Below are 21,440 nucleotides of genomic sequence, written 5' to 3'. Positions count from 1 at the left end.
CAGAGAGCTAGACGACATGCAATTCCCAGAGTCCTGGTTGCGCGAGTTCTGCAACCCGCCACTCACGAGTGAACAACTGGCCGAGACGCTCACGATGGGCGGCTTCGAGGTCGAGGAGCGCCGCCCTGTAGCGCCGCCTTTCACGAAGATCGTGGTCGGCGAGATCAAGGAGGCCGAGCAGCATCCGAACGCCGATCGCCTGCGGGTGTGCAAGGTGGATGTGGGGCAAGGCGACCTGCTCAACATCGTGTGTGGTGCGCCGAATGCGCGCGTGGGTATCAAGGTCCCCTGCGCATTGGTTGGGGCTGAACTGCCGGCTGGCGAGGATGGGAAACCGTTTCTCATCAAGCTGGGCAAGCTGCGTGGGGTGGAGAGCCAGGGCATGCTGTGCTCGGCGCGTGAGCTGAAACTCAGCGAAGACCACGGTGGGCTGCTGGAGTTGTCTGCCGATGCGCCCATCGGCGGGGACATCCGCGAGGTCCTGAAGCTTGATGATTCGCTGTTGACGCTCAAGCTCACGCCGAACCTTGCGCATGGGCTGAGCGTGTTCGGCATTGCGCGTGAACTGGCTGCGCTGACTGGTGCGCCGCTGCAAGCGCCGGCCGTTCCGAAAGTCGCGGTCTCGTTCGCCGACGTGCTGCCGGTCAAGGTCGAAGCGCCTGACCTGTGCGGCCGATTCTCGGGCCGCATCGTGCGCGGCGTGAACACCAGGGCCGTGACGCCGGCGTGGATGGTCGATCGTCTCGCGCGTTGCGGTCAGCGCAGCGTGACGGCGCTGGTCGACATCTCGAACTACGTGATGTTCGAACTGGGCCAGCCCTCGCACATCTTCGACCTCGACAAGATCCACGGCGGCAGCCTGACGGTGCGCTGGGGCAAGGCCGGCGAACAGCTCAAGTTGCTGAACGGCAACACGATCACGGTCGACGAGCAAGTCGGCGTGATCGCCGACGAGCGCGAAGTCGAGTCGCTGGCCGGCATCATGGGCGGCGACGCCACTTCGGTGACGGACGCCACGCAGAACATCTACGTCGAGGCCGCTTTCTGGTGGCCCGAGGCGATCCAGGGTCGCTCGCGGCGCTTCAACTTCAACACCGATGCGGGGCATCGCTTCGAGCGCGGTGTCGATCCGAGCCGTACGGTGGCTGTCATCGAGCGCATCACGCAATTGGTCCTTGAGATTTGCGGCGGACAGGCCGGTGCCGTTGACGATCGGATTTTGCGTCTGCCCGAAGCAAAGCCGGTGACACTGCGCGTGGCGCGTGCGTCGCGCGTGATCGGCATGCCCCTGACGCAAGCTGATTGCGTCGCTGCACTGAAGCGACTCGGCCTGCCGATCGAAGAGGGAGACGGCATCGTCCGCGTGACGCCGCCGCCGCACCGCTTCGACCTGCTGATCGAGGAAGACCTGATCGAAGAGGTTGCGCGCTTGGTCGGCTACAACAACCTGCCCACCACGCCGCCGCTTGCGCCGATCACCGCGCGCGTGCGGCCAGAAGTGCAGCGTGGCCGCTTCGACGTGCGTCGCCGCGTGGCTGCGCTTGGCTATCAGGAAACGATCAACTTCAGCTTTGTCGAAGCGCATTGGGAGCAGGACCTGGCCGGCAATGCGAGCCCGATCAAGCTGCTGAATCCGATCGCGAGCCAGATGAGCGTGATGCGTTCGTCGCTGCTCGGCTCGCTGTTGCAAGTGCTCAAGTTCAACATCGATCGCAAGGCCTCGCGTGTGCGCGTGTTCGAGGTGGGCCGCGTATTCCTGCGCGACGACAGCGTTGCGACGACGGACAGTACCGTCAAGGGAATCCATCAACCGATGCGCATCGCGGGCCTGGCCTGGGGCGATGCGGAAGAATCGCGCTGGCAAGGCAAGGCGCAGAGCACTGATTTCTTCGACATCAAGGGTGACGTTGAAGCACTGCTGGCGCCATTGATGCCGTCCTTCGAACCGACGGAGCATCCGGCACTGCACCCGGGCCGCGCGGCGCGCGTGCGCGTGGATGGCTGCGAAATCGGTGTGGTCGGCGAACTGCACCCGCGCTGGCGGCAGAAGTGGGAACTGTCGCAGGCGCCGATGCTGTTCGAGCTCGACCTGGACGCTGTGATGGCTCGGCCGTTGCCGATTGCCCAACCCGTGCCGCGTCACCAGGCTGTAGAGCGCGACATTGCCGTGGTGGTGGCCGAAGACGTCACGCACGATGCACTGATGCAAACCATCGCGTCGGCCTCCGGCGCCGATGGCCTGTTGCAGGGTGCGAGCCTGTTCGACATCTACCGCCCGCAGGTCGCGCGCGATGGCACCGTCGCTGCGTCGGGTGGACTTGCGCAGGGCGAAAAGAGCATGGCTGTGCGCCTGTCATTCCAGAGTGATTTGGCCACGTTGACCGACGAGCAGATCGAACCGGCAGTTCGCGCCATCGTCGACCAACTAGGTGCCAAGTTGGGCGCTCGTCTGCGAGGATGAATTGAAATGAAACACCCCCAAGGCGCCTGCGGCGCCTCCCCCTCGAGGGGGCGCACCCGGCGGCCCGGCAAAGCCGGTTCCACGGGTGCCCACGAACAGACTTCGCCGTGCTTGTCCTGGTTCATGCATCGCGGGTCACGCGATAGCGTTGTGGAAGATTGATATGGAATTCACGCTGGAAGTCCTCGAAACGCCCGCGCTGACCAAAGCGCAACTGGCCGACCTGCTGTTCGAGCAGATCGGCCTGAACAAGCGCGAGTCGAAGGACATGGTCGAGGCGTTCTTCGACCTGATCGCGGCAAGCCTGATCGAGGGCAGCGACGTGAAGATCTCGGGCTTCGGCAATTTCCAGATCCGCACCAAGGCGCCGCGGCCGGGCCGCAATCCGCGCACTGGCGAGGCCATCCCGATCGGCGCGCGCCGCGTTGCCACGTTCCATGCGAGTGCAAAACTCAAGGAACAGATTCACGGAAGCATCACGGAAGTGGATGCCCGAGAGGTCGAATGGAGCATCGGGGCCGAATAGTTCTTTGCGGTGTTGATGCAGGTGGAGTAACCTCTCAAGTTTCGCGCGCACGGCTTTGATTTCAATGGAGAAAACACTCCCCCCGATTCCTGTCAAACGCTACTTCACGATCGGTGAGGTGGGCGAGCTTTGCGGCGTCAAGCCCCATGTGCTTCGTTACTGGGAGCAGGAATTCACCCAACTGCGCCCGATGAAGCGGCGCGGCAACCGGCGCTACTACCAGCACCACGAGGTGCTGATGATTCGCCGCATTCGCGAGTTGCTCTACGACCAAGGGTTCACGATCAGCGGTGCGCGCAACAAGCTGCAGGAACTGGTGCAGCACGAGCGCGACCGCCGCAGGACAGGCGAGGTTCCGCTCGAGGGCGTCGAGGCCATCGAGATCGATCGCGAAGAGTTCGACGCTGCCGTGCAGGACGAGCAGCAAGATCTCGCTGCCCCATCGCCGCAACTCGGCCAGACGCTGATCAATCAGCTTCGCCGCGAACTATTCGAAATCCGCGAGCTACTGGGCGCGGTGCACTGATTCTGCTGGTTATAATTGAAGGCTTCGGTGTGTGGCGCAGCCTGGTAGCGCACTTGCATGGGGTGCAAGGGGTCGAAGGTTCGAATCCTTTCACACCGACCATAAGAAACGACAAAGGCCGCTAGCGAGATATAGCTAGCGGCCTTTTTCATTGGGAGAACCGACGTTTTGGCCGTCAAGGTCGTACAGGGCGCGACATTGACTGTCAGCGCAAAGCGGGGTTACAAACGGGGGTACAAGAAGCCGTTTCTTCAGCAGCCAGCCGAAGCTGGCCACCCTTGTGTCCAGGTCGATCTCTGACCATGCCGCGCCGCGCAACTCGTTGGGGCGCTGGAACAGCATGGGCGCGAGTTGCAGCGCCGCGCGCACGATAGCACCCCCTTGGTAGGCCCGGATAACGCGGTTCAGTTCGCCCAGTTTCTTCGGGTCGGTGATGGCGGCGAAATGTCGCTTTTTGTGCGGCGTGAGGGCACCCTTCAAGTCGGCGGTAATGTCGCGTGGTGCTCGTGCAGTAGCGACCGCATAGCGCCATACGGCCCGCTCGGTGAACGGGGAACTAGTGTAGTGTTGCGTTCTGTTTGGAACTTAAGCGGGGGGCACGAATGACCTTCTGCAGGATGTCGCGAGCGCTCTTGGTCCAGATGAACGGTGGCTTGGGTTTGATGTTGTGGTGGGCGACATACTCGTCGATGGCAGCGACGAGTTCGGGCACGCTGGTGAACACGCCTCGGCGCAGCCGCTCGGTGGTGATGTCGCGAAAGAAGCGCTCGACCATGTTCAGCCACGACGCCGAGGTGGGCGTGAAATGCATGTTGAAGCGCGGATGCTTGGCCAGCCACTGCTGCACGGCCGGATGCTTGTGCGTCGCATAGTTGTCGGTGTCGGCGATCAGATACAGCGTCTTGTCCTTGGGCGTCTCACGATCGATTTGGCGCAGGAACTTCAGCCACTCGACGTGGGTGTGGTGCTGCTGGCACTGGCCGATGACCTGGCCGTCCAGCACGTTGAGCGCGGCAAACAAGGTGACGGTGCCGTTGCGCTTGTAATCGTGCGTCATGGTGGCCGCGCGCCCCTTCTTCATCGGCAGTCCCGGCTGCGTGCGGTCCAGCGCCTGCACTTGGCTTTTCTCGTCGCAGCACAGCACCAGCGCATGCTCGGGTGGCGACATGTACAGCCCCACGAGGTCCTCGAGCTTCTCGATAAACTTCGGGTCACGCGAGACCTTGAAGCCGCGCACGATGTGCGGCTTCAAGCCGTGGGCGTGCCAATGGCGCATGACAGTGCTGGCGTTCACGCCCAACTCGGCGGCCATCTTGCGCGTGCTCCAGTGCGTGGCCGCCGCGGGCGCGCTCTGGGTCGTCAACGCCACCAGGCGAGCAACGTTCACCTTCACCGCCGGCGCCCCGCGTGGCAGGTCGCGCTCGATGCCCGCAAGCCGCGACTCGAGATAGCGCTCACGCCAGCGCGACGCCTGCACCCGGCCCACGCCCACCTGCGCGGCAATCTCCTTGTTCTGCCGCCCTTGCGAAGCCAGCAACACAATGCGTGCGCGCAGCGCCAGCCTCACGCTGGTGAGCTTGGAGCGAGCCAGCCGCGTCAACTCGCCTCGCTCCTCATCGGTCAGCACAATCTCGGGGGCAACTCGCACTTGCGTTCTCCACTCTGCTTCGTAGTAGAGCATCGGAGACCCGCTCTTGATTTAAGTTGCCACAAGCGCGCAACACTACACTAGCAGTTTCCTTTTTTTGCCTGTCCGGGCGGGCATTGCTTTCCGTACCCGCCGCCGGGATTGCCTGGGGCCTCGGGGTAGACAACACACCCGCCGAGCATGGCCGTTGCGAAGAGTGCTGCGACTAGCTTCTTCATGGAATGTCCTTTTCCATTGTTGGAATGCGAGCATAGCCGCCGTGTTTTGAGATCGCGCCGGATGCGTTGCAAGGACGCCGCAAACTGTGTGCGGGCCTTGCTCGGAGCGTTTGCGCGTGCACAGAATGTGAAATATTCCCATATTCCATTCTGGAGATAGAAAATGAAAACCTTCGCCTGCATACGTGCCGCGTTATCCGCGGTAGTGCTGGGATCCCTCCTGGCCTGCGGAGGCGGCGGCGGCGGAGGCGGCGGCTCGGTTCCCGTCGCCGCCACACCGACCCCGACCCCCACCGCCGAGAAAGGCACGCTGCGGCTGGCCATGACCGACGCGCCGGCCTGCGGCTATGACGCCGTCAATGTGACCGTCACCAAGGTGCGTGTCCACCAGGCCGCGAACGCGGCAGAAAGTGAAGCTGGTTGGCAGGACCTGCCGGTGGACCCGCCGGCGCGCATCGACCTCTTGTCGCTGACCAACGGTGTGCTGCTCGAACTCGGGCAAATGCCACTGCCGGTGGGCAAGTACACCCAGCTGCGCCTGGTGCTGACTGAGAACAGCGGCAGCACGCCGCTGGCCAATTCGGTCATTCCCACTGGCGAAAAGGAAATTGCGCTGAAGACGCCCAGCGGTCAGCAATCGGGCTTGAAGGCGAACGCCAACATCGATGTGGCGGCCAACCAGATGGCGGACTTCGTAATCGACTTCGACGCGTGCAAGTCAGTGGTGAAAGCCGGCAATTCCGGACAGTACTTGCTCAAGCCGGTACTGAGCGTGGTGCCGCGCCTGGTCTCTGGCGTGCTCGGCTATGTGGACGTTGGCGTGGTCGGTCCGCAGACCAGCGTTTCGCTGCAGCAGAACGGGGTCATCGTCAAGGCGACGGTGCCGGACAGCGCGGGTAAATTCGTGGTGCAGCCGGTGCCTGCCGGAAGCTACCACCTGGTGCTGACGGCGCCCGGCCACACCACCGCGGTGGTGACCAGCGTGCCCGTTGCCGATCAAACCGTGACCACGCTCAACGCCACGACTTCGGCGCTCGCCGTGTCCACTTCTCCGACGGCCACCCTGTCTGGCGCCGTGAGCACCGCCAGCTCGCCGATCGAGGCACAGGTGCGTGCCCTACAGCCGCTGTCCGGTGGCCCGACCATCGTCGTGGCCGACCGTGCGGTGGACGGCGACACCGGCGCCTACACCTACGCGGTGCCGGTGAATGCGCCGCTGGTGGCGCCTTATGTCGTGTCGCCCGCGGCGCTTGTCTTTGCGCCGAACACGGCTGCGGCTGGCAAGTACGTGGTGGAAGCCAGCGGGGCCGGCGCGGTGAAGACGGCGACCTCGCCGACGCTGGCGGGGGGCGCGACCTTCGCCACCAACTTCACCCTGCCCTGAGTGGACTTGAGCGGCGCCCCCGATGACCGGGGCGCGCTGCAATGGGGGTGGTTGCCTCCGCGATCGGTGGACGACCTCACGGGGCTCGCTCAACGGCCGCTTCAGAAAAATCCGTGCAACTGGGTTGGGCCCGAAGCTCCCCGGCGACGACACGCGACTGCCGCCTCTTGGCCGAGGCTTGTCCACAATAGGCGCGCGTCTTAAGCTGCCTTGAGGCCTGTAGTGCGGAAAGAGGTGCCCCGATGAATGAGCTTGAACGACTGGAAGCCATGCTTCGTGCGCAGCCGGAGTCCCTCGCTATTGAGCAACGTCGGGCAGCGTCCGACGCTCTGGGAGATCTCTTCCCGCTGGCAGCGGATGTCCGTGTGGAACAGGTGGAGGCGCACGGCGTTCCCGCTGAACGGACGTCCACGGGTGTCGCGAGCGCGAGCGAAGTCATCCTCTATCTGCACAGCGGGGGATATGTTTGGGGCTCGCTGCCACCGGCACCTCGTGAGCGAGTTGGGCCGCGCGGCGACGATGAGAACGCTCACCCTCGACTACAGGCGTGCCCCTGAGTTCCCGTTTCCGCATGCCCTGGAAGATGCGGTCAGTGGATACGGATTCCTCCTGGATTCCGGCTTCAAACCTCGTCAGATCGCGGTCGCCGGCGATAGCGCGGGAGCGGGCTTGGCCGTGGCATTGCTTGTTCGGCTGAAAGAACGGGGCATGCAGCAGCCAGCCTGCGCATTGCTTCTCTCGCCCTGGGCCGACATGACGGCGACCGCGGACAGCTACAGCCGCAACGCGAAGCGAGATCCGGTCCTCAACCACGAGATCATGCAATTTTTGGCCGAGCAGTACCTTGGAAGGCGGCCACGAGAGAGACTCCTCTCGCGTCGCCGGTTTTCGCCGATCTCGGCGGCATCGCGCCTCTCACGATCTTCGTGGGGGCCACGGAGGCCTTGCTGGATGACGAGGTCGCACTTGCCCGCGCGGCGGGACTCGCCGATGTGAGCGTGCGGCTGGAGATCTGGCCGCGGCGAGATGATCGCTTCTCTGACTGCGGCCTGCTATTGGGTCATTGCTGTTTGGCTCCGCATGCGTGGGAGGCAATACCTCGATCTACGTGAGACGACGACTTCAGCGTCTCGACAAAATGCCAGCCCGTTCAGCGAACACCGGAATCGAAGCAGCGGTCCCACACGACAAGTTCTTCCTCAGTCAAATTCCCGCCGCGAATGCGCAGGGCAACTACGTCGCGCAAGTAGTCGTAACGCGCCTTCGCACCTTCGGCGCGCGACTTGAACAGCCTCCGGCGCGCATCGAGCAAGTCAGTGATGCGGCTCACTCCAGCTCCAGCCCAACCTCCTGCGCCTTCACGGTCTGTTCAAACGCAAGAACTTCGGCCTCTGTGGAACCAATGCGAGCATGGTTGGCTCGGGCGCTCAGCCAATGGGTGATGGTTTCCCGTTCGACCTCGCGCCTTGCCGCCTCCAACTGTTGCTCGGCTGCTCCTTGGCGCGCCGCAGCTTCGCGCGTCAACGCATTCACCCTTCCGCCCTCGTAAAGGGGCATGCGCAATTCGAGACCGGCTGCTGCGCCGTGCCGGCCTGAGTGGGTTGAAAAGATCCCCCGAGGACACGACCGAACGCACTTTTTACGCGTCGCGTCCGGTGCGGGCGCGAGGATTGAAACAATTGGACCGACGTGGAGCGGGATTAGGAGAACTCGTCGCGCCTCGTGCGGGCGCGTGGGTCGGAACGCCAGCTTGGATGACGATTGCATGTTGCTTGCCTCAGGCGCGGTCATAGCAGCTCGAGGGGGTAGCGAGGTCGAAGCGGGGGTACATACGGGGGTACAAACTCTCATAGGCAACTTCGAAACCTAGCATCTGTGCGGGATTGGAAGCATCCTTAGATCGGTTTCACACGACCAGTATTGACGGGGGTTAGCAGCGTAGTAGTTGCTAACCCCTTTGTCATTTCTGGCTGTCTCCTGCTGGTTCAAGTCCAAAACGGCTTCTTCCTACCCGGCCCAATTCGGCCACTTGCAGCAGTGGCGTTTTTGGAAATGGGGCAGTGAGTAGCTTCAGTTCAGTTTGCCGGGACGATGCTGGATGCAGCGGCCCAGCCAGGAATGGCCTCAGAGGGCTTGCCCCGATTTCTATCGTCATGCCGCGCTGCGCGCCTGCGGCTGTGCCACCGGGTCGCCGTTGACCGTGACGGACGTCGAGGTCAAGAAGCCTGCGGGATCCGAGGCGGTTTTCAACCGGCCTGGACGGGCTTGCCAGGCTACGTCCTAGACGCAATTTCCGGTTCGTTCGTCGTACCTATCGAGGTCGCAATGCGTCGCGCGGCGCTGAGATCCAACTGCCAGGCGGCCGAACCGGAAGATCAGTCGAAGATCACCTGCGTGGCGATCAGCACGCCATCCATCACCTGCGACCCTGACACCGTGACCTTCGTGCCGTTTCGCAGATCGGCCGCGCTGCCATTCACGAAATCGACATCGGACCCACTGGCATCGACTGGCTTGCCGCGAACCTGGAAACTGGCGGACGAGGTGTAGTACCCCACAGTGCCGATCAGCATGAATGATGCGGGCCCGCCGGTGCCGGGTACGTGGCGAATCTTGAGCGTCGTCGCCAGCAGACGGCCGTTGCTGTCGAAGGTTCCGCCAACGATCACCTTCACGCCGTTGCCCAACGCGCTTGCGCCAGGGCCCCCGGTGATCTTTGCTGCGGACGCGTCGACGGGCGTATCGAGAATCTTGAAGCCCCCCACGCCGGTGTACTCGCTGATGACACCTTCCAGCAGGGCGACGGTGCCGGCAGTCGAGGCATGGCCGTACCATGACTGGACGACGCTGGCGGTGAGGACGCCCCCTGCGGGCGCCTGCGTTGCGCGCACTCGCACGATAGCGCCGTTGGCAAGCGTGGCTGCGTTCTGGCCCCCCGCGAATGCGGCCGAGCGATAGTCGACGACGAGCCCGCCGACGTTGAAGACTCGAGCCGCCATATCGAGGTTTTGCACCGTGCCGGTGACGATCGGCGCGGCAGCCCCGGCGACCTGGGCGATTCGAGTGGCGCGCAGCACGCCCGGTGACACCGGCAGGCCCCAGATCTGCAACGTCGCACCCGCCCCCAGACTCGACATTCGCAGCGTGTCGGCCCATACCGTCGTGCTGTCGGTGGTCACCGTCGTGCCCATCACGAGCAGGTTGCCGGTCGATGGGTCCACGGCTGTGAGTGGTCCGCGCAGTTCGGCGGCGGAACTCAGTTCCCTGGCCACGCCTGATGTGAAGCCTGCATCGACGGCGCCGATCACGCGCGCCGTCATGCCGATCGCGAGTTCCTGTGCATCTTCCAACGTGACGACGGCGGAGTCGATGTCATAGCGCAGCCCGTTGACGATGACGCTGCCGAAACCATCGACGCTGCCAACCCCGACGGCGCTGGCGGAGGTCACACCCGTGCCACCGGAGCCCACGCCGGACCCGTCGCCGTTCGAAGCAGTGCTTGTCGAGCCGTTGCCCGACCCATCGGTCGTTCCCACTGTAGTACCGCCGCTCGATCCATCGGCGGACCCCGCAGTCGTGCTGCCGCCCGATCCATCGGCGGACCCGGCCGTCGTGGTGCCGGACGAGCCCGTCAAGGCGCCATTCTGTGAGCCGCCCGCACTGCCGGGGATTCCAAATCCCGAGACCGAGCCCGACCCGCCGCCTCCGCAGGAGAGCAGCGCGGTGAGTGCCAGCACCAGCAGTCCGCTACGCAAAAGTCTTGTGGTCGTCATGTCGCTTTTGGTGGGAAGGATCCGGATGCCACGTCGGTCGATGCGTCAGGGTCGACCGGATCGTCTTCGTAATAGGTGTAGATGCCAACGCGGACGCGGCCGCTGGTGCCGCCGGGGGCTTGCAGCACGCCGCGCGACATCTCATGTGTCAACTCGTGATGCAGGGTCTGCCAGCGGGCGCGTGCGATCGTCTCTACGTTTTCACTGCATTCCCGCGTGACCCCGCTTGCAAACACGGCGCGTTCGAGCATGCGTGGTCCGGTGCCCAATGTGTTGTGAATAGCCGCCAGCAGGTGGTCGCGCACATTGTCCCCCAGGAAGGCGAGCATGGCCTGCAAATCTTCCGTTGGCACGAAGCCGTCGGCAATGAGTTCGACGTGGCCCTCGTGCTCACGGACCATGTTCAGCCGGACGAGATCGTCGAGGATCGACCGGTGATGCACATTGCCCCGCCCGGCGGAACGGGCCAGTTCTTCAAATGAAAAGGCGCCTCCCCCGGCAACGATCGGCAACCGCCGGCGCTCGGCGTTTTGCGAAGTCATCTGCAGCCAGGTCGTAAAGGCCCGTGCCGTGGCCGAGGTTTCGGAGTGCGGAAGGGCGCTGTCCAGGTCCCGGATCCTGGCCGTCACGGCCTTGCGGTTGAGGCCGGTCGTGACAGACAGCTGGCTGACGTTGGGCTTGCGGGTGCCCCGGCTTTTCCAGGTCCGACTCGCCTCGTCCAGCATCAGGTCGCGCAACAGTTCTTCGAGTTGCGGGTATTTGACCCCCATGGCGAGCGCCAACCTGACGACTGGGCGCATCACACGCGCGCACGCGGCAACGGTCCAGGCGAGCTTTTTTTCCATTCAGTAGGGTCGTCTATCCGACGGACGGCGCAATTTGAGACGCAAGCGTGAAGTTTAGCTCTAGCTAACAAAGTGACACAAATGTAATATGCGACAAAATCACATTTGTTACACAAGGTTGCGCATCGTGTCCGCGACGATTTTCTAGAAGAAAACTATGTCATTGGCTCCCTCTAAGTCCAGTCAGCGTGCGCGCGGCTTCTCGTTGATCGAATTGATGATTGCGGTCGCCATCATCGCGATCCTGGCGGCGGTCGCTTACCCGTCCTACACCCGCTACATCGTGCGCTCGAACAGGGCCGCGGCACAGGGCTACATGCTCGAGGTCAGCGGCTTGCAGCAGCGCTATCTGCTGGATGCGCGCGCCTATGCCGTCCAACTCAGCGACCTGCCCACGACCGTGCCTGCCACCGTCGCGAGCAACTACCTCATCTCCACCGAGCCAGTGACAGGCCCACCGCCAGGATTCCTTGTCAAGGCGGTCCCGATCAATTCGCAACTCGCGCATGACGCCGAGTGCGGGACGCTCAGCGTCAATCAGGCAAGTACGAAGACGGTCACGGGGACGGGGACCACATGCTGGTAAGAACGCGCCGCCCACATCCGCCCGGTGCGCCGATGCGCGGTTTCACCCTCATCGAACTTGTATTCACCATCACGTTGGTTGCCCTGCTGGCCACCCTTGCTGCGCCATCGTTCCGTGAATTCATCATGTCGCAACGCGTGCGCAACGCTTCCTTCGACTTCATCACGGCCCTGACGCTGGCGCGCAGCGAAGCCATCACCCGCAATGCGAGCGTGGACCTGGTCCGCACCTCGAGCGACTGGAATGGCGGCTGGACGGTGGCCGCAGATGCGGGTGTCACAACGCTGCTGAACCAGCAGGCCATGAGCGGCGTGTCGATCACGAATTCCGCAAGCCTTGCCAAGGTTTCGTATTCGAGCGATGGGCGCTCGACGACGGCGAGCACGCAATTCACCGTCGGGCCGGCGACGTCGATGCCGGGCGTGACGCCACGGTGCATTTCCCTCGGGCTGGGCGGCGTACCCAGCAGCAAGATCGGAGCTTGCTAGACATGACCAAACACCCTTTCGAACGACGCCGCGGCCATGGCACGCGCCAATCCGGTTTCGCGATGATCGAAGTCATGGTCGCGCTGGTGATCCTGCTGTTCGGCCTGCTGGGCCTGGCCGGCGTCAGCAGCCGCGCCAACATGGCCGAGATGGAGTCCTACCAGCGTGTGCAGGCGCTGTTGTTGCTCCAGGAAATGGCCGAGCGGCTCAACGCCAACCGCAAGGTGGCGTCCTGCTATTCCAACAGCGCGACAGGCTTGCAAGTGGGCACGGGCAGCACCACGGTGCCGGCCTGTACCGTCGGTACGGCGTTGCAGCAGGCGCAGGCTGTTGCGGACCTCTCAGCGTGGGACGGCATGCTCAAGGGCCAGTCCGAACAAGTCGCGGGAAGCAAGCGCGGCGCCATGATCGGCGCTGTCGGCTGCGTGTTGCAATCCGATGCGGCCTCCAATGTCTACATGGTCGCCGTCGCTTGGCAAGGGCTGCAACCGACCTTTGCGCCCAAGCTGGCCGGCGGCGTCACCGCCTTTCCATGCGGCAACGGTTCTTTCGGTGACGAGAAATTGCACCGCGTGGTGACCACCAAAGTCCGGATCGGGGCGCTCTCGTGAACCACACATCCGCATCGACATTCCTCGCGCGCCGGGCCCCGCGGCGCGCGACACGGGGCTTCACCCTTATCGAGCTGATGGTGGCGATCACGCTCGGGCTGTTCCTCATCATCGGGCTGATCACTCTGGTCGTTTCCAACGTCACGACGCGAAGCGAACTCGACAAGTCGGCCCGCCAGATCGAAAGCGGGCGTTACGCCATCCAGGTGCTGGCCGAAGACCTGCAGAACGCCGGCTACTTCGGCATCGCCGCCACCACCGAGTACACCGGCGTCACGCCCGCCATCTGCCCGGCGGCGGTTGCCGACCTGGGCTACGTGCCCAAGACAAGCCCCGGTATCTCGACGGTGCCATTTCCGGTCTACGCGGTGACCACCGCTCCGAGTTGCATCACCGACGTGATGCCAAACACCGCGATCCTGATCGTCTCGCGAACCAGCACCCAGCCGATCCTGGTCGCTGCCAAGGTGGCGACGGAGACCTATATGCAGCTGTCCAACTGCGCCTCGGACCTCATGCCCTTCGCCGTCGGAGCCGGTTCCTCGTCGTTCCCGCTCCTGAACAAGGATTGCGGTGGAGTTTCGACCCTGCGCAAGGTCGTGCATCGGATCTACTTCCTGAGCACCTGCAACGTGTGCGGCAGCGACACGACGCCCACGCTCAAGGTGGCCGAACTCGTCAACGGCGCGATGGTCACGACGGCGCTGTCGGAAGGTATCGAGAACCTGCAATACGACTACGGCATCGACATGGACGGCGATGGCGCCCCCGATTGCTACACCAGCAATCCGACCTCGCCTCCCGCGGCCGAAATCGCGGCCTGCCCGGTGACCGTGCCGCCGCACGTGTGGACCGACCCCACCGCCAACTGGACAAACGTGATGGCAGTGCGAGTCCACCTCCTTGCGCGCAACACCGACAAGACCGCCGGCTGGTCCGACGCCACCAAATACGACATGGGCCTGGCAACGGGCCAGGTCGGTCCATTCGCCGATGCGTTCAAGCGTCACGTCTACAGCACCACGGCGCGCCTCTACAACGGCTCCGGACAACGCGAGCAGCCATGAAGAATCCGAAACTGACCCAACACAGCCGCAGGTCCCAACGCGGCGCCACGCTGATGATCGCGATGATCTTCCTCGTGATCCTCACGCTCATCGTTGTCTCGTCGATCAAGGTGACCAACGTCAACACGAAGGTCGTCGGCAACATGCAGGTACGGAAAGAGGCACAGTCGGCGGCGCAAGAGGGCATCGAGACCGTCATCAGCACCGATTTCACCAAGCTGCCCGCGCCGTCCAAGGTGAGTGTGGATATCAATGACGCCGGGCAAGCCGCATCGACCTACGTCGTGGACGTCGCGGCGCCGCAATGCACCAGCGTCAAGCCGATCAAGCTGAGCGAGTTGGACGCGTCCAACGCCGACGACGTGCCCTGCTACGCCAGCGGCGCGGCACAGAACACGGGCATCGAAGGCGCCGGCCCCAACGGCAACTCGATGTGCTCGAACTCCAACTGGGACATCAGTGCCACGGCCAACGCACCCGGCGTTGCAACCACCACGACGACCACACGCCAGGGCGTTGCCCTGCGCGTGGCACTCGATTCTGCCTGCTGATGGCGGTCGCGGTGAAATTTTCAGAATCAAGGCCTGACCAAGGCCAGGGGAAGCAATGACAAAGCGAAACTTCACGATGTGGACCACGGTCGCCGCGCTGGCGCTGGCGAGTTCCATTGCCAAGGCCGAAGACATCGACATCTATCAGGCGAGCGGGGGCGGCTCGGCGCCGAACCTGGTGATCATCCTGGACAACGCGGCGGCAGCCGATGCCAGCTCGAGCTACAGTTGCCCCACATTGACGGTGAACGACCCGTCAAAGAACTTCGGATTCGAGCAGTGCGGGCTGTACAACGCGGTGTCGTCCATCGGCAGCAGCAAGGCACTGAACGGCAATATCAACCTGGGCCTGATGTATTTTCCGACAGGGCCGACGGACGGCGGCACCTTTGTGCTGCCCAAGCCTTCGCCCGCACCCGGCTCCTTGCTGCTCATGGATGGCACCGGCAGCGATGGCAAGGGCGTCGACAAGATGCTGACGCGGATCAAGGCGCTGAGCCTTTCGGCCGACAAGGGCAACAACAACGCCATCGCCCAGGCCATGCAGGAAACCTGGGCCTTCTACAACGGCAAGACCGGCCTGTCCGGCACGACTTACCCGGGCACGAACTCGGCGCTGACCTGCGCAAGGAATTTCGTCCTCTACATCACGCTGGCGACCAACAATCAGAAGCCGCAGGACAGCGGGAACCGCGCGGGCTCGGCGCTGCAAAGCGCTGCGGCGTTGTCGGGCTCGCCGACGCAGTTGACGCTGCCCGGCTGGAAGTCGCCGATCTCGAACAGCGCAGCCTCGGCCAAGTACAAGAGCGACTACTCCGACGAGTGGGCCAAGTTCATGTACACAGGTTCGTCGCCCAATCTGGCCACCACCTACCCGGCCATCACGACGTACACCATCGTGCTGACGGACGGCAGCAACCCTGACTACGAGCAACTCATGGTCAGCATGGCCAATCAGGGCGGCGGCAAGTACTTCATGGTGCAGCTCGGCGACCTCGACGCCCTGGCCAAGGCCATTGGCGATGTGTTCAGCGAAGTGCAGGCCGTCAACAGCGTGTTCGCAGCCCCCGTGCTTCCGGTGAGCACCAACGCGCAGGGTACCTACCTCAACCAGGTCTATATCGGCATGTTCCGCCCCGACGCCAGTGGCAATCCGCGCTGGACCGGAAACCTGAAGCAATATCAGTTCGGCGTGGATGTGAGCGACCCGCAATCGCCGGAACTCTTTCTTGCCGACGCGTCCTGGGGCCCGTATGCGGGCAACACAAATGCCAACCGCGCGCTGAGCGCCGCGGGCACCGGCTTCGTCTCGCCGACGGCGGTGAGCTTCTGGACCTCGAAGGACACCGCGACGCTGCCGGATTCGAAGGGCGGGTTCTGGTCGGCCGCCGTGGCCTTGCAGGGCGGCAACGACGGCTTCGACGGCCCCGACGGGCAGGTCGTCGAAAAGGGCGGCGTGGGCCAGCAGATTCGTCTCAAGTACCTCGCCGAAAGCTACACCGGCGCGAGCGCGACCACCTCACGCAACCTTTTCACTTGCGGCCTGGCCACCCCCTGCCTCACGGGCGGTGCGCTGAGCAGCGCGAAGTTCAGCACCAGCAACGCGTCGCTGGCCACTGACCTGGGCTATACGACGGCGCAGGCGACAGCCAGCGCCAATTTCATCAACTGGGTGCGCGGGGAAGATACCGTCACGCAAGCGGCGGATGCCGTTGCCGGCGCGGAGACCAGCGTTCCTCCGGACCCGAGCATCACGGTACGCGGCTCCATACACGGCGACGTGCTCCACTCCCGCCCCGTCGTCATCAACTACGGTGGCACGACCGGCGTCGTGGCCTTCTACGGTTCGAACGACGGCGTGTTCCGCGCCATCAACGGCAATCAGCCCAACAACACCACCGACAAGACCAAGCCTCGCGGCTTCTGCACGGTGTCGAGCACTTGCTCGATCGCCGTGACCGATTCGAAGGGGAATTCCGCCAGCGTACCGCCGGGCGGCGAATTGTGGGGCTTCGTCGCGCCGGAGTTCTATCCGGGCCTCAAGACGATGTACACCAACAACCCGCAACTCACGCTCGGCGCCAAGACCAGCGGCAAGAACTACTTCTTCGACGGTCCCACCAGCGTCTACCAGAACGCGGCCACCGGCAACGCCTACATCTTCCTTACTGCGCGACGCGGCGGCCGTCTGCTCTACGCGCTGGACGTGAGCGACCCCGCCAACCCGAAGTTCATGTGGAAGCACACGAGCGCGGACCTCGGCTTCAGTGAACTGGGCCAGACCTGGTCCCAGCCCAAGGTGGCGCGAATCAAGGGAAACACGAATCCGGTCTTGATCTTCGGCGCCGGGTACGACCTTGCCGAAGACGACGAACCACCATCGGCCGGAAAGATGGGCCGCGGCGTGTTCGTGCTGGACGCGGTCACCGGTGCGCTGCTTTGGCAGACCGTGTCGGCCAATAGCACTTGCGCCGTCGTCACCGGCGCGACCTGCGTGAAGACAACGGGCATGGACTTCGCCATGCCGGCGGACGTGACCCTGGTCGACCGCGATTTCGACGGCTTCATCGACCGTGCCTACGCTGCCGACGTCGGCGGAAACATCTGGCGCATCGACTTCCAGCCCAAGGGCGGCGACCCCGTGCCCGACTACTCCAGTTCGACCTGGGCGGTCACTCGACTGGCTGCACTGGGCGGCAGCGGCACGACCAGGCGCAAGATGTTCTTCGGCCCCGACATCGTCATCACCAAGTCGTATGACGTGATCGTGGCGAGCACCGGCGACCGCGAGCACCCATTGGTCACGCACCAGGCCAACGACATCGTGAACCGGTTTTACATGATCAAGGACACCAACATCGGCATGAGCGTCGCGACGGGCACGCCCGTCGTGCGCGACGACACGAGCAGCACCGCCAACGCGGCCCCCCCGGACTTCTTCAACGCGACGTCGACGCCCTACGACGGGAGCCTGAAGGGCTTCTACGTCACGCTGCTCGGCCTCGATGACAGCGGCGCGTCGACCAAGGGCGAGAAGGCGGTGAACGCACCCACGACCGTGGGCGGCACCGTCTACTTCGGCACCAACCAGCCGACGCCGCCGTCAACCAACAGTTGCAAGGCCAACCTCGGCAAGGCGCGCAGCTACGCGGTGAATTTCATGACCGGCAATTCGAAGAACGTGGTTTTCGACGGCGGCGGCCTGCTGCCGTCACCGGTGTTCGGCATCGTCACGGTCGACGTCAACGGCTCGCCCAGGAAATTGCCCTTCCTGATCGGCGGCGGCGGCGGCTCCGGCGCCGATTCGCGGTCGGGTCTGGGCGCGCAGAAGCCGGTCATTCCGATCAAGGTGAAGAAGCGCCGTACCTACTGGTATCGCGACATTGACCGGGTGTAGCAGATGCGGCCCAGAGGCGCCGGCGTTGCGCCGCTGGCGCAGCACGGCGCCCGAATGGTTGGCGGGCGGCAATCGCGTCACTCGCGCCCGACGCGCCCTCTCGAAGGGTAGATGCCTGCCAATCGCGCAATGAGGATCGCCACGAAAAGCGTGCCGGCCAATTGTTCAAGGGTGGCAAGCGTGCGCGCCTTCGGACCCGTCACCACGATGTCGCCTGGTCCGTTGCTGGTCAGGTAGCCGACGCTCATGAAAAGCAAGTCATGGAAAGAGCGCAGCGCCTCGCCGGGCTTGACGCCGAATGCCGTGGGGTCCAGGCGCTGCACCAGGCCGTAGGCGACGGCCCAGGCAATGCCAAGCATCAGGTAGGCAGCCGCGGCGCCGAACAACTTGTCGTCGGTCATGACGTCCGGACTGAACACGTAGCGCAGCAGATACACCAGGGCTGCCAGGTAGAAGGCGAGAAAGAACGAACTCGAAAGCACGAAGGCATGCGCCGGGTCGTCGCCACCCAGCACGGCCATCACCTGGAAGGCGAGGGCCGGCAATCCGAGGAGCGACGCGATGACGAATGGAACCACGGTGCGTCCAACCGCCGCAACCGCTGCCAGCAACACCAGCACATGTCCCAAGGGAAGAAGCAGGCGGCCTTGCACCGTCTCGGTCAAGAAGGGTGCGATGCCGACCAGCACCACGAGCGATGAGAACAAGTAAAAGCAACGCTGGCGAAAGACTCGGCCTAACGACGAGTGCAAGCGAGAAATTCCCATGCTGGGCGCCTTTCAAACAACAGTGGTGAACCGCTCCGGATTTTGTGGAGGCTCGGGTTGAACCCGGCCGGGATGGCCTGGTGCTCGAGTTGGCGATGGTAGTCGGCGAAACATTTGCGCCGCACGGTCGGCGGCGCGGACGACGGCTTCCGACACGACCACCTCGGTCACAAGGGAAGTTGCGCGGCCCGACAGCGATAGGCATGCGCTGACATTTGCGCCGTGCAAGGCAAAGATCGTCGACGCTAAGAAGAGCGCAGAACGCACCTGTCGCCACTGGCCGGGCGCTCTACCGAAACCGCGACCAGGCGGGGGCAGCGTGCGACCAGCTTGGTGAATATGAACTTGCAGAGGTTTTCCAGCGTGGCCGGGCCGAGGCCGGGCACATCATCCAGGAACTGGTGGTCGAGCAATTCGCGTATGGCGTCGATGTGCCCGCGGACGCTTCCGAGGTCCTGGACCATGCCGGAGCTTCCATCCGGCTCGCCGACGAGCGTGACCTCCGCGTGATAAGTGTGCCCGTGGATACGTCGGCTGCCGGCGGCATCCATGTGCCGGTGCAAGGTGTGGGCGGCCTCGAAAAAGAACTTCTGACTCAGCTCGTAGATCATCGGATGCCAATCATCTTGTGCGTTTGCACACTCAGACTCCATTGCGGATGCTGCTGGCAATAGGCAATGGCCCTGGCGGTGTTGGCGGCCCTGTCGGGACCGTCCATTGGCTGCAGGTAGTGGTGGTCGAAGGGCAAAGCGGCAAAATTCTCAGGATCGACGCCAGGCTGCGGGAAGACCAGCTTCAACTCCTGGCCTTTGCGCACGGCCAGTCGGGCGTCGGCCTTGGGGCTGACGCAGAGCCAGTCGATGCCCTCCGGGGGCACCAGCGTGCCGTTCGTTTCCATCGCAATCTTGAAACCCTTGTGGTGCAGCGCAACGACAAGGGGTCGATCCACTTGCAGGAGCGGTTCGCCGCCGGTGAGCACCACGAAGCGACGGTCCGGCCTGGCGGAGGGCCACATCGCCTCGATCGCGTCGGCCAGGTCTTGCGCCGTACGAAACTTGCCGCCCCCGTCGCCGTCGGTGCCGACGAAATCGGTGTCGCAGAACGTGCAGGTCGCCAACCTGCGGTCTTCCTCGCGGCCGCTCCATAGATTGCAGCCAGAAAATCGGCAAAAGACCGCCGGGCGGCCGGCGTTGGCGCCTTCACCCTGCAGCGTGTAGAAGATCTCCTTGGCGCTGTAGGTCATGCCGATGCCCCTTCGGCGAAGGCCGTGCATTCGTTGCCGGGCAGGCCGCAGGCCGAGCGGTGATGGCGCTCGAGTGCCCGTGCCAATGAAGTGGTGGGGTCCTGGCCACCCGGAAAAAGGACCAATGCCTTGGAGTTCATGGAGGTCTTGCCGCTTGCAATGCGGCGAGGTTTACGAGGGACGCGCGTGATCACGCCTCGCCCGGTTGAAGTGCACCAGGCGTGCTCGGGCGCCTTCGGCCCGCATCTTACCCAGGGCGGCGCGACAGGCCTGGTCAGAGGAGCGGCCGCAACGACTGCGCCGTCTCGCTCAATGCTGGCACCAGTTTGGCGATCACCGATTCGCGTGACCAGGCGCGCATCTGCAAGGTGATGCCTATTGCGGCGACCGGTTCGCCGCGACGATTTCGCAAGGTCATCGCCACCCCGAGCAGGGCGGGGTCGAGGTGCTCCTCGATGATCCAGTACCCCAGTTCGCGTGCGGCTCGCACATGCTGCAGAAACTGCTGGGGGTCGGTCACGGTCTTCGAGGTGAACGCCGTGAACCTGTGTTCGCCGACCCAGCGTCGCAGGGCAGCGTCGTCGAGCGTCGAGAGCAGCGCCACGCCCGGCGTGACCACGTGCGCCGGAACGCGCAAGCCCGGGTAGAAGCCGACAGACACCAGGCGCGGGCTGTTGCTGCGCGAGATGTAGACCACGTCGTGGCCGTCCAGCACGCAGACGTTCACGGTTTCGCCGGTGCGGGAGGACAGGTGCTCGATGGCCGGCTGGACCGCGCGCGGCAAATGGGCTGCGTCCAGGAAGCTTTCGCCCAGTCGCAGGACGCGCGCCGTCAGCCAGAACAACTTGCCGTCGGAGTGGGCGTAGCCGTGATGACACAGCGTCAGCAGGTGCCTGCGCGCCGCCGTTCGACTCAAGCCGGTGCGGGCCGCCACATCGGAGGCGCTCATGCGGGCATTCGCCGCATCGAAGGCCTCGATCACCGACAGGCCGCGGGCCAGGCCTTCGATGTGGTCCTTCGGATCGATCGGAAAACCATCGTGCGGCCCCAGAACTGAATCATTTGCGGACATCAGTGAAAACCATGGAAACGATCGTTGATCGTGCAAAGTGGTCGATGACCGCCGGAGTCGGGAAGGCAATCGTTGCGAACAGGGTCCATGTTGACTACTTTACAGGGCGTCCAGGGAGTTAGACATCACCGGAGACAGAAGCGATGGCAAGTAATTCGTCCCATGAGCCTCACGCCAGGCACCAGACCAAGAAGGCCACCGCCAGCGGGTGGATCGGCTCGGCGCTGGAGTACTACGACTTCTTCATCTACGCGACCGCCGCGTCGCTGATCTTCCC

21 protein-coding genes, 1 tRNA gene and 1 pseudogene are annotated in these 21,440 nt (G+C 63.9%); 12 read left to right on the top strand and 11 right to left on the bottom strand.

Annotated elements, in window-relative coordinates:
- Positions 1 to 16: 16 nt before the first annotated feature.
- From pheT to WKW80_RS32270, 4 genes are all read left to right on the top strand, one after another.
- Positions 17 to 2,461, top strand: coding sequence for a phenylalanine--tRNA ligase subunit beta (gene pheT, locus WKW80_RS32285; RefSeq protein ID WP_340367680.1), 2,445 nt, complete (start codon positions 17 to 19; stop codon positions 2,459 to 2,461).
- 163 nt (positions 2,462 to 2,624) lie between these two features.
- Positions 2,625 to 2,987 carry an integration host factor subunit alpha gene (locus WKW80_RS32280; protein ID WP_340367679.1) on the top strand — a complete coding sequence of 121 codons (363 nt, stop codon included), beginning with the start codon at positions 2,625 to 2,627 and terminating at the stop codon, positions 2,985 to 2,987.
- Between the two features lie 64 nt (positions 2,988 to 3,051).
- Positions 3,052 to 3,513: a MerR family transcriptional regulator gene (locus WKW80_RS32275; RefSeq protein WP_340367678.1), complete on the top strand. Its 462-nt coding sequence runs from the start codon at positions 3,052 to 3,054 to the stop codon at positions 3,511 to 3,513.
- A 25-nt stretch (positions 3,514 to 3,538) separates the two neighbouring features.
- Positions 3,539 to 3,615, top strand: a tRNA-Pro gene (locus WKW80_RS32270).
- Positions 3,616 to 3,648: 33 nt separating this feature from the next.
- Here WKW80_RS32270 and WKW80_RS37515 read toward each other — a convergent pair.
- Positions 3,649 to 3,993 carry a hypothetical protein gene (locus tag WKW80_RS37515; RefSeq protein ID WP_422823006.1) on the bottom strand — a complete coding sequence of 115 codons (345 nt, stop codon included), beginning with the start codon at positions 3,991 to 3,993 and terminating at the stop codon, positions 3,649 to 3,651.
- 76 nt (positions 3,994 to 4,069) lie between these two features.
- Entirely contained in the window at positions 4,070 to 5,161 is a 1,092-nt protein-coding gene (locus tag WKW80_RS32260) for an IS630 family transposase (RefSeq protein ID WP_340367677.1), read from the bottom strand.
- 381 nt (positions 5,162 to 5,542) lie between these two features.
- On the opposite strand from WKW80_RS32260, the gene WKW80_RS32255 reads away from it, so the two are divergent.
- The gene (locus WKW80_RS32255; RefSeq protein ID WP_340367676.1) at positions 5,543 to 6,763 is read left to right on the top strand and encodes a DUF4382 domain-containing protein; all 1,221 of its coding nucleotides are present in this window, start codon (positions 5,543 to 5,545) and stop codon (positions 6,761 to 6,763) included.
- Between the two features lie 246 nt (positions 6,764 to 7,009).
- Positions 7,010 to 7,875, top strand: a pseudogene (locus tag WKW80_RS37510) (alpha/beta hydrolase fold domain-containing protein).
- 38 nt (positions 7,876 to 7,913) lie between these two features.
- Here WKW80_RS37510 and WKW80_RS32250 read toward each other — a convergent pair.
- The 4 genes from WKW80_RS32250 to WKW80_RS32235 all read right to left on the bottom strand — a co-directional run bounded on the left by WKW80_RS32250 (position 7,914) and on the right by WKW80_RS32235 (position 11,381).
- Positions 7,914 to 8,093, bottom strand: a complete 180-nt coding sequence (locus WKW80_RS32250) for a hypothetical protein (protein WP_340367675.1) — start codon at positions 8,091 to 8,093, stop codon at positions 7,914 to 7,916.
- Complete coding sequence (locus WKW80_RS32245; protein WP_340367674.1) at positions 8,090 to 8,530, bottom strand: TolC family protein; 441 nt, start codon at positions 8,528 to 8,530, stop codon at positions 8,090 to 8,092. The genes WKW80_RS32250 and WKW80_RS32245 overlap by 4 nt, the downstream gene beginning before the upstream one ends.
- A 608-nt stretch (positions 8,531 to 9,138) precedes the next feature.
- Complete coding sequence (locus WKW80_RS32240) at positions 9,139 to 10,536, bottom strand: DUF5666 domain-containing protein (protein WP_340367673.1); 1,398 nt, start codon at positions 10,534 to 10,536, stop codon at positions 9,139 to 9,141.
- Complete coding sequence (locus WKW80_RS32235; protein ID WP_340367672.1) at positions 10,533 to 11,381, bottom strand: DUF6502 family protein; 849 nt, start codon at positions 11,379 to 11,381, stop codon at positions 10,533 to 10,535. Before WKW80_RS32235 ends, WKW80_RS32240 begins: the two co-directional genes overlap by 4 nt.
- A 157-nt stretch (positions 11,382 to 11,538) precedes the next feature.
- On the opposite strand from WKW80_RS32235, the gene WKW80_RS32230 reads away from it, so the two are divergent.
- From WKW80_RS32230 to WKW80_RS32205, 6 genes are read left to right on the top strand one after another with little or no spacing between them, the layout of a single operon-like run.
- Positions 11,539 to 11,967 carry a type IV pilin protein gene (locus WKW80_RS32230; RefSeq protein ID WP_340367671.1) on the top strand — a complete coding sequence of 143 codons (429 nt, stop codon included), beginning with the start codon at positions 11,539 to 11,541 and terminating at the stop codon, positions 11,965 to 11,967.
- Between the two features lie 32 nt (positions 11,968 to 11,999).
- Positions 12,000 to 12,455, top strand: coding sequence for a GspH/FimT family pseudopilin (locus WKW80_RS32225; RefSeq protein WP_340367670.1), 456 nt, complete (start codon positions 12,000 to 12,002; stop codon positions 12,453 to 12,455).
- A gap of 2 nt (positions 12,456 to 12,457) precedes the next feature.
- Positions 12,458 to 13,066 (top strand): type IV pilus modification protein PilV, encoded by a 609-nt coding sequence (gene pilV / locus WKW80_RS32220; protein WP_340367669.1) that lies wholly within the window; start codon positions 12,458 to 12,460, stop codon positions 13,064 to 13,066.
- Positions 13,063 to 14,133: a PilW family protein gene (locus WKW80_RS32215; RefSeq protein WP_340367668.1), complete on the top strand. Its 1,071-nt coding sequence runs from the start codon at positions 13,063 to 13,065 to the stop codon at positions 14,131 to 14,133. The genes pilV and WKW80_RS32215 overlap by 4 nt, the downstream gene beginning before the upstream one ends.
- The gene (locus WKW80_RS32210; protein ID WP_340367667.1) at positions 14,130 to 14,684 is read left to right on the top strand and encodes a pilus assembly PilX family protein; all 555 of its coding nucleotides are present in this window, start codon (positions 14,130 to 14,132) and stop codon (positions 14,682 to 14,684) included. The genes WKW80_RS32215 and WKW80_RS32210 overlap by 4 nt, the downstream gene beginning before the upstream one ends.
- 55 nt (positions 14,685 to 14,739) lie before the next feature.
- On the top strand, positions 14,740 to 18,081 hold the full coding sequence (locus WKW80_RS32205) for a pilus assembly protein (protein WP_340367666.1): 3,342 nt from the start codon (positions 14,740 to 14,742) through the stop codon (positions 18,079 to 18,081).
- A 77-nt stretch (positions 18,082 to 18,158) separates the two neighbouring features.
- Here the strand turns inward: WKW80_RS32205 and WKW80_RS32200 are convergent, their stop codons facing one another.
- The 5 genes from WKW80_RS32200 to WKW80_RS32180 all read right to left on the bottom strand — a co-directional run bounded on the left by WKW80_RS32200 (position 18,159) and on the right by WKW80_RS32180 (position 21,163).
- Positions 18,159 to 18,788, bottom strand: coding sequence for a voltage-gated potassium channel (locus tag WKW80_RS32200; protein ID WP_340367665.1), 630 nt, complete (start codon positions 18,786 to 18,788; stop codon positions 18,159 to 18,161).
- Positions 18,789 to 19,093: 305 nt separating this feature from the next.
- Positions 19,094 to 19,459: a 6-carboxytetrahydropterin synthase gene (locus WKW80_RS32195; protein ID WP_340367664.1), complete on the bottom strand. Its 366-nt coding sequence runs from the start codon at positions 19,457 to 19,459 to the stop codon at positions 19,094 to 19,096.
- A complete protein-coding gene (gene queE / locus WKW80_RS32190) occupies positions 19,456 to 20,091 on the bottom strand; it encodes a 7-carboxy-7-deazaguanine synthase (protein ID WP_340367663.1) in 636 nt (211 codons plus the stop codon). The genes WKW80_RS32195 and queE overlap by 4 nt, the downstream gene beginning before the upstream one ends.
- Complete coding sequence (locus WKW80_RS32185) at positions 20,088 to 20,231, bottom strand: hypothetical protein (protein WP_340367662.1); 144 nt, start codon at positions 20,229 to 20,231, stop codon at positions 20,088 to 20,090. The genes queE and WKW80_RS32185 overlap by 4 nt, the downstream gene beginning before the upstream one ends.
- 134 nt (positions 20,232 to 20,365) lie before the next feature.
- The gene (locus tag WKW80_RS32180) at positions 20,366 to 21,163 is read right to left on the bottom strand and encodes an IclR family transcriptional regulator domain-containing protein (protein ID WP_340367661.1); all 798 of its coding nucleotides are present in this window, start codon (positions 21,161 to 21,163) and stop codon (positions 20,366 to 20,368) included.
- Positions 21,164 to 21,440: the final 277 nt, after the last annotated feature.

This window comes from Variovorax humicola, assembly GCF_037889915.1.
Lineage (GTDB): Bacteria > Pseudomonadota > Gammaproteobacteria > Burkholderiales > Burkholderiaceae_C > Variovorax > Variovorax humicola.
This window is presented reverse-complemented; position numbering and strand designations above follow the sequence as displayed.

Excerpts from the sequence above, each read along its gene's own strand:
- pheT (WP_340367680.1), top strand. The coding sequence starts at position 17 with ATGCAATTCCCAGAGTCCTGGTTGCGCGAGTTCTGCAACCCGCCACTC.
- WKW80_RS32280 (WP_340367679.1), top strand. The coding sequence starts at position 2,625 with ATGGAATTCACGCTGGAAGTCCTCGAAACGCCCGCGCTGACCAAAGCG.
- WKW80_RS32275 (WP_340367678.1), top strand. The coding sequence starts at position 3,052 with ATGGAGAAAACACTCCCCCCGATTCCTGTCAAACGCTACTTCACGATC.
- WKW80_RS32255 (WP_340367676.1), top strand. The coding sequence starts at position 5,543 with ATGAAAACCTTCGCCTGCATACGTGCCGCGTTATCCGCGGTAGTGCTG.
- WKW80_RS32245 (WP_340367674.1), bottom strand. The coding sequence starts at position 8,530 with ATGCAATCGTCATCCAAGCTGGCGTTCCGACCCACGCGCCCGCACGAG.
- WKW80_RS32240 (WP_340367673.1), bottom strand. The coding sequence starts at position 10,536 with ATGACGACCACAAGACTTTTGCGTAGCGGACTGCTGGTGCTGGCACTC.
- WKW80_RS32235 (WP_340367672.1), bottom strand. The coding sequence starts at position 11,381 with ATGGAAAAAAAGCTCGCCTGGACCGTTGCCGCGTGCGCGCGTGTGATG.
- WKW80_RS32230 (WP_340367671.1), top strand. The coding sequence starts at position 11,539 with ATGTCATTGGCTCCCTCTAAGTCCAGTCAGCGTGCGCGCGGCTTCTCG.
- WKW80_RS32225 (WP_340367670.1), top strand. The coding sequence starts at position 12,000 with ATGCGCGGTTTCACCCTCATCGAACTTGTATTCACCATCACGTTGGTT.
- pilV (WP_340367669.1), top strand. The coding sequence starts at position 12,458 with ATGACCAAACACCCTTTCGAACGACGCCGCGGCCATGGCACGCGCCAA.
- WKW80_RS32210 (WP_340367667.1), top strand. The coding sequence starts at position 14,130 with ATGAAGAATCCGAAACTGACCCAACACAGCCGCAGGTCCCAACGCGGC.
- WKW80_RS32205 (WP_340367666.1), top strand. The coding sequence starts at position 14,740 with ATGACAAAGCGAAACTTCACGATGTGGACCACGGTCGCCGCGCTGGCG.
- WKW80_RS32195 (WP_340367664.1), bottom strand. The coding sequence starts at position 19,459 with ATGATCTACGAGCTGAGTCAGAAGTTCTTTTTCGAGGCCGCCCACACC.
- queE (WP_340367663.1), bottom strand. The coding sequence starts at position 20,091 with ATGACCTACAGCGCCAAGGAGATCTTCTACACGCTGCAGGGTGAAGGC.
- WKW80_RS32185 (WP_340367662.1), bottom strand. The coding sequence starts at position 20,231 with ATGAACTCCAAGGCATTGGTCCTTTTTCCGGGTGGCCAGGACCCCACC.
- WKW80_RS32180 (WP_340367661.1), bottom strand. The coding sequence starts at position 21,163 with ATGTCCGCAAATGATTCAGTTCTGGGGCCGCACGATGGTTTTCCGATC.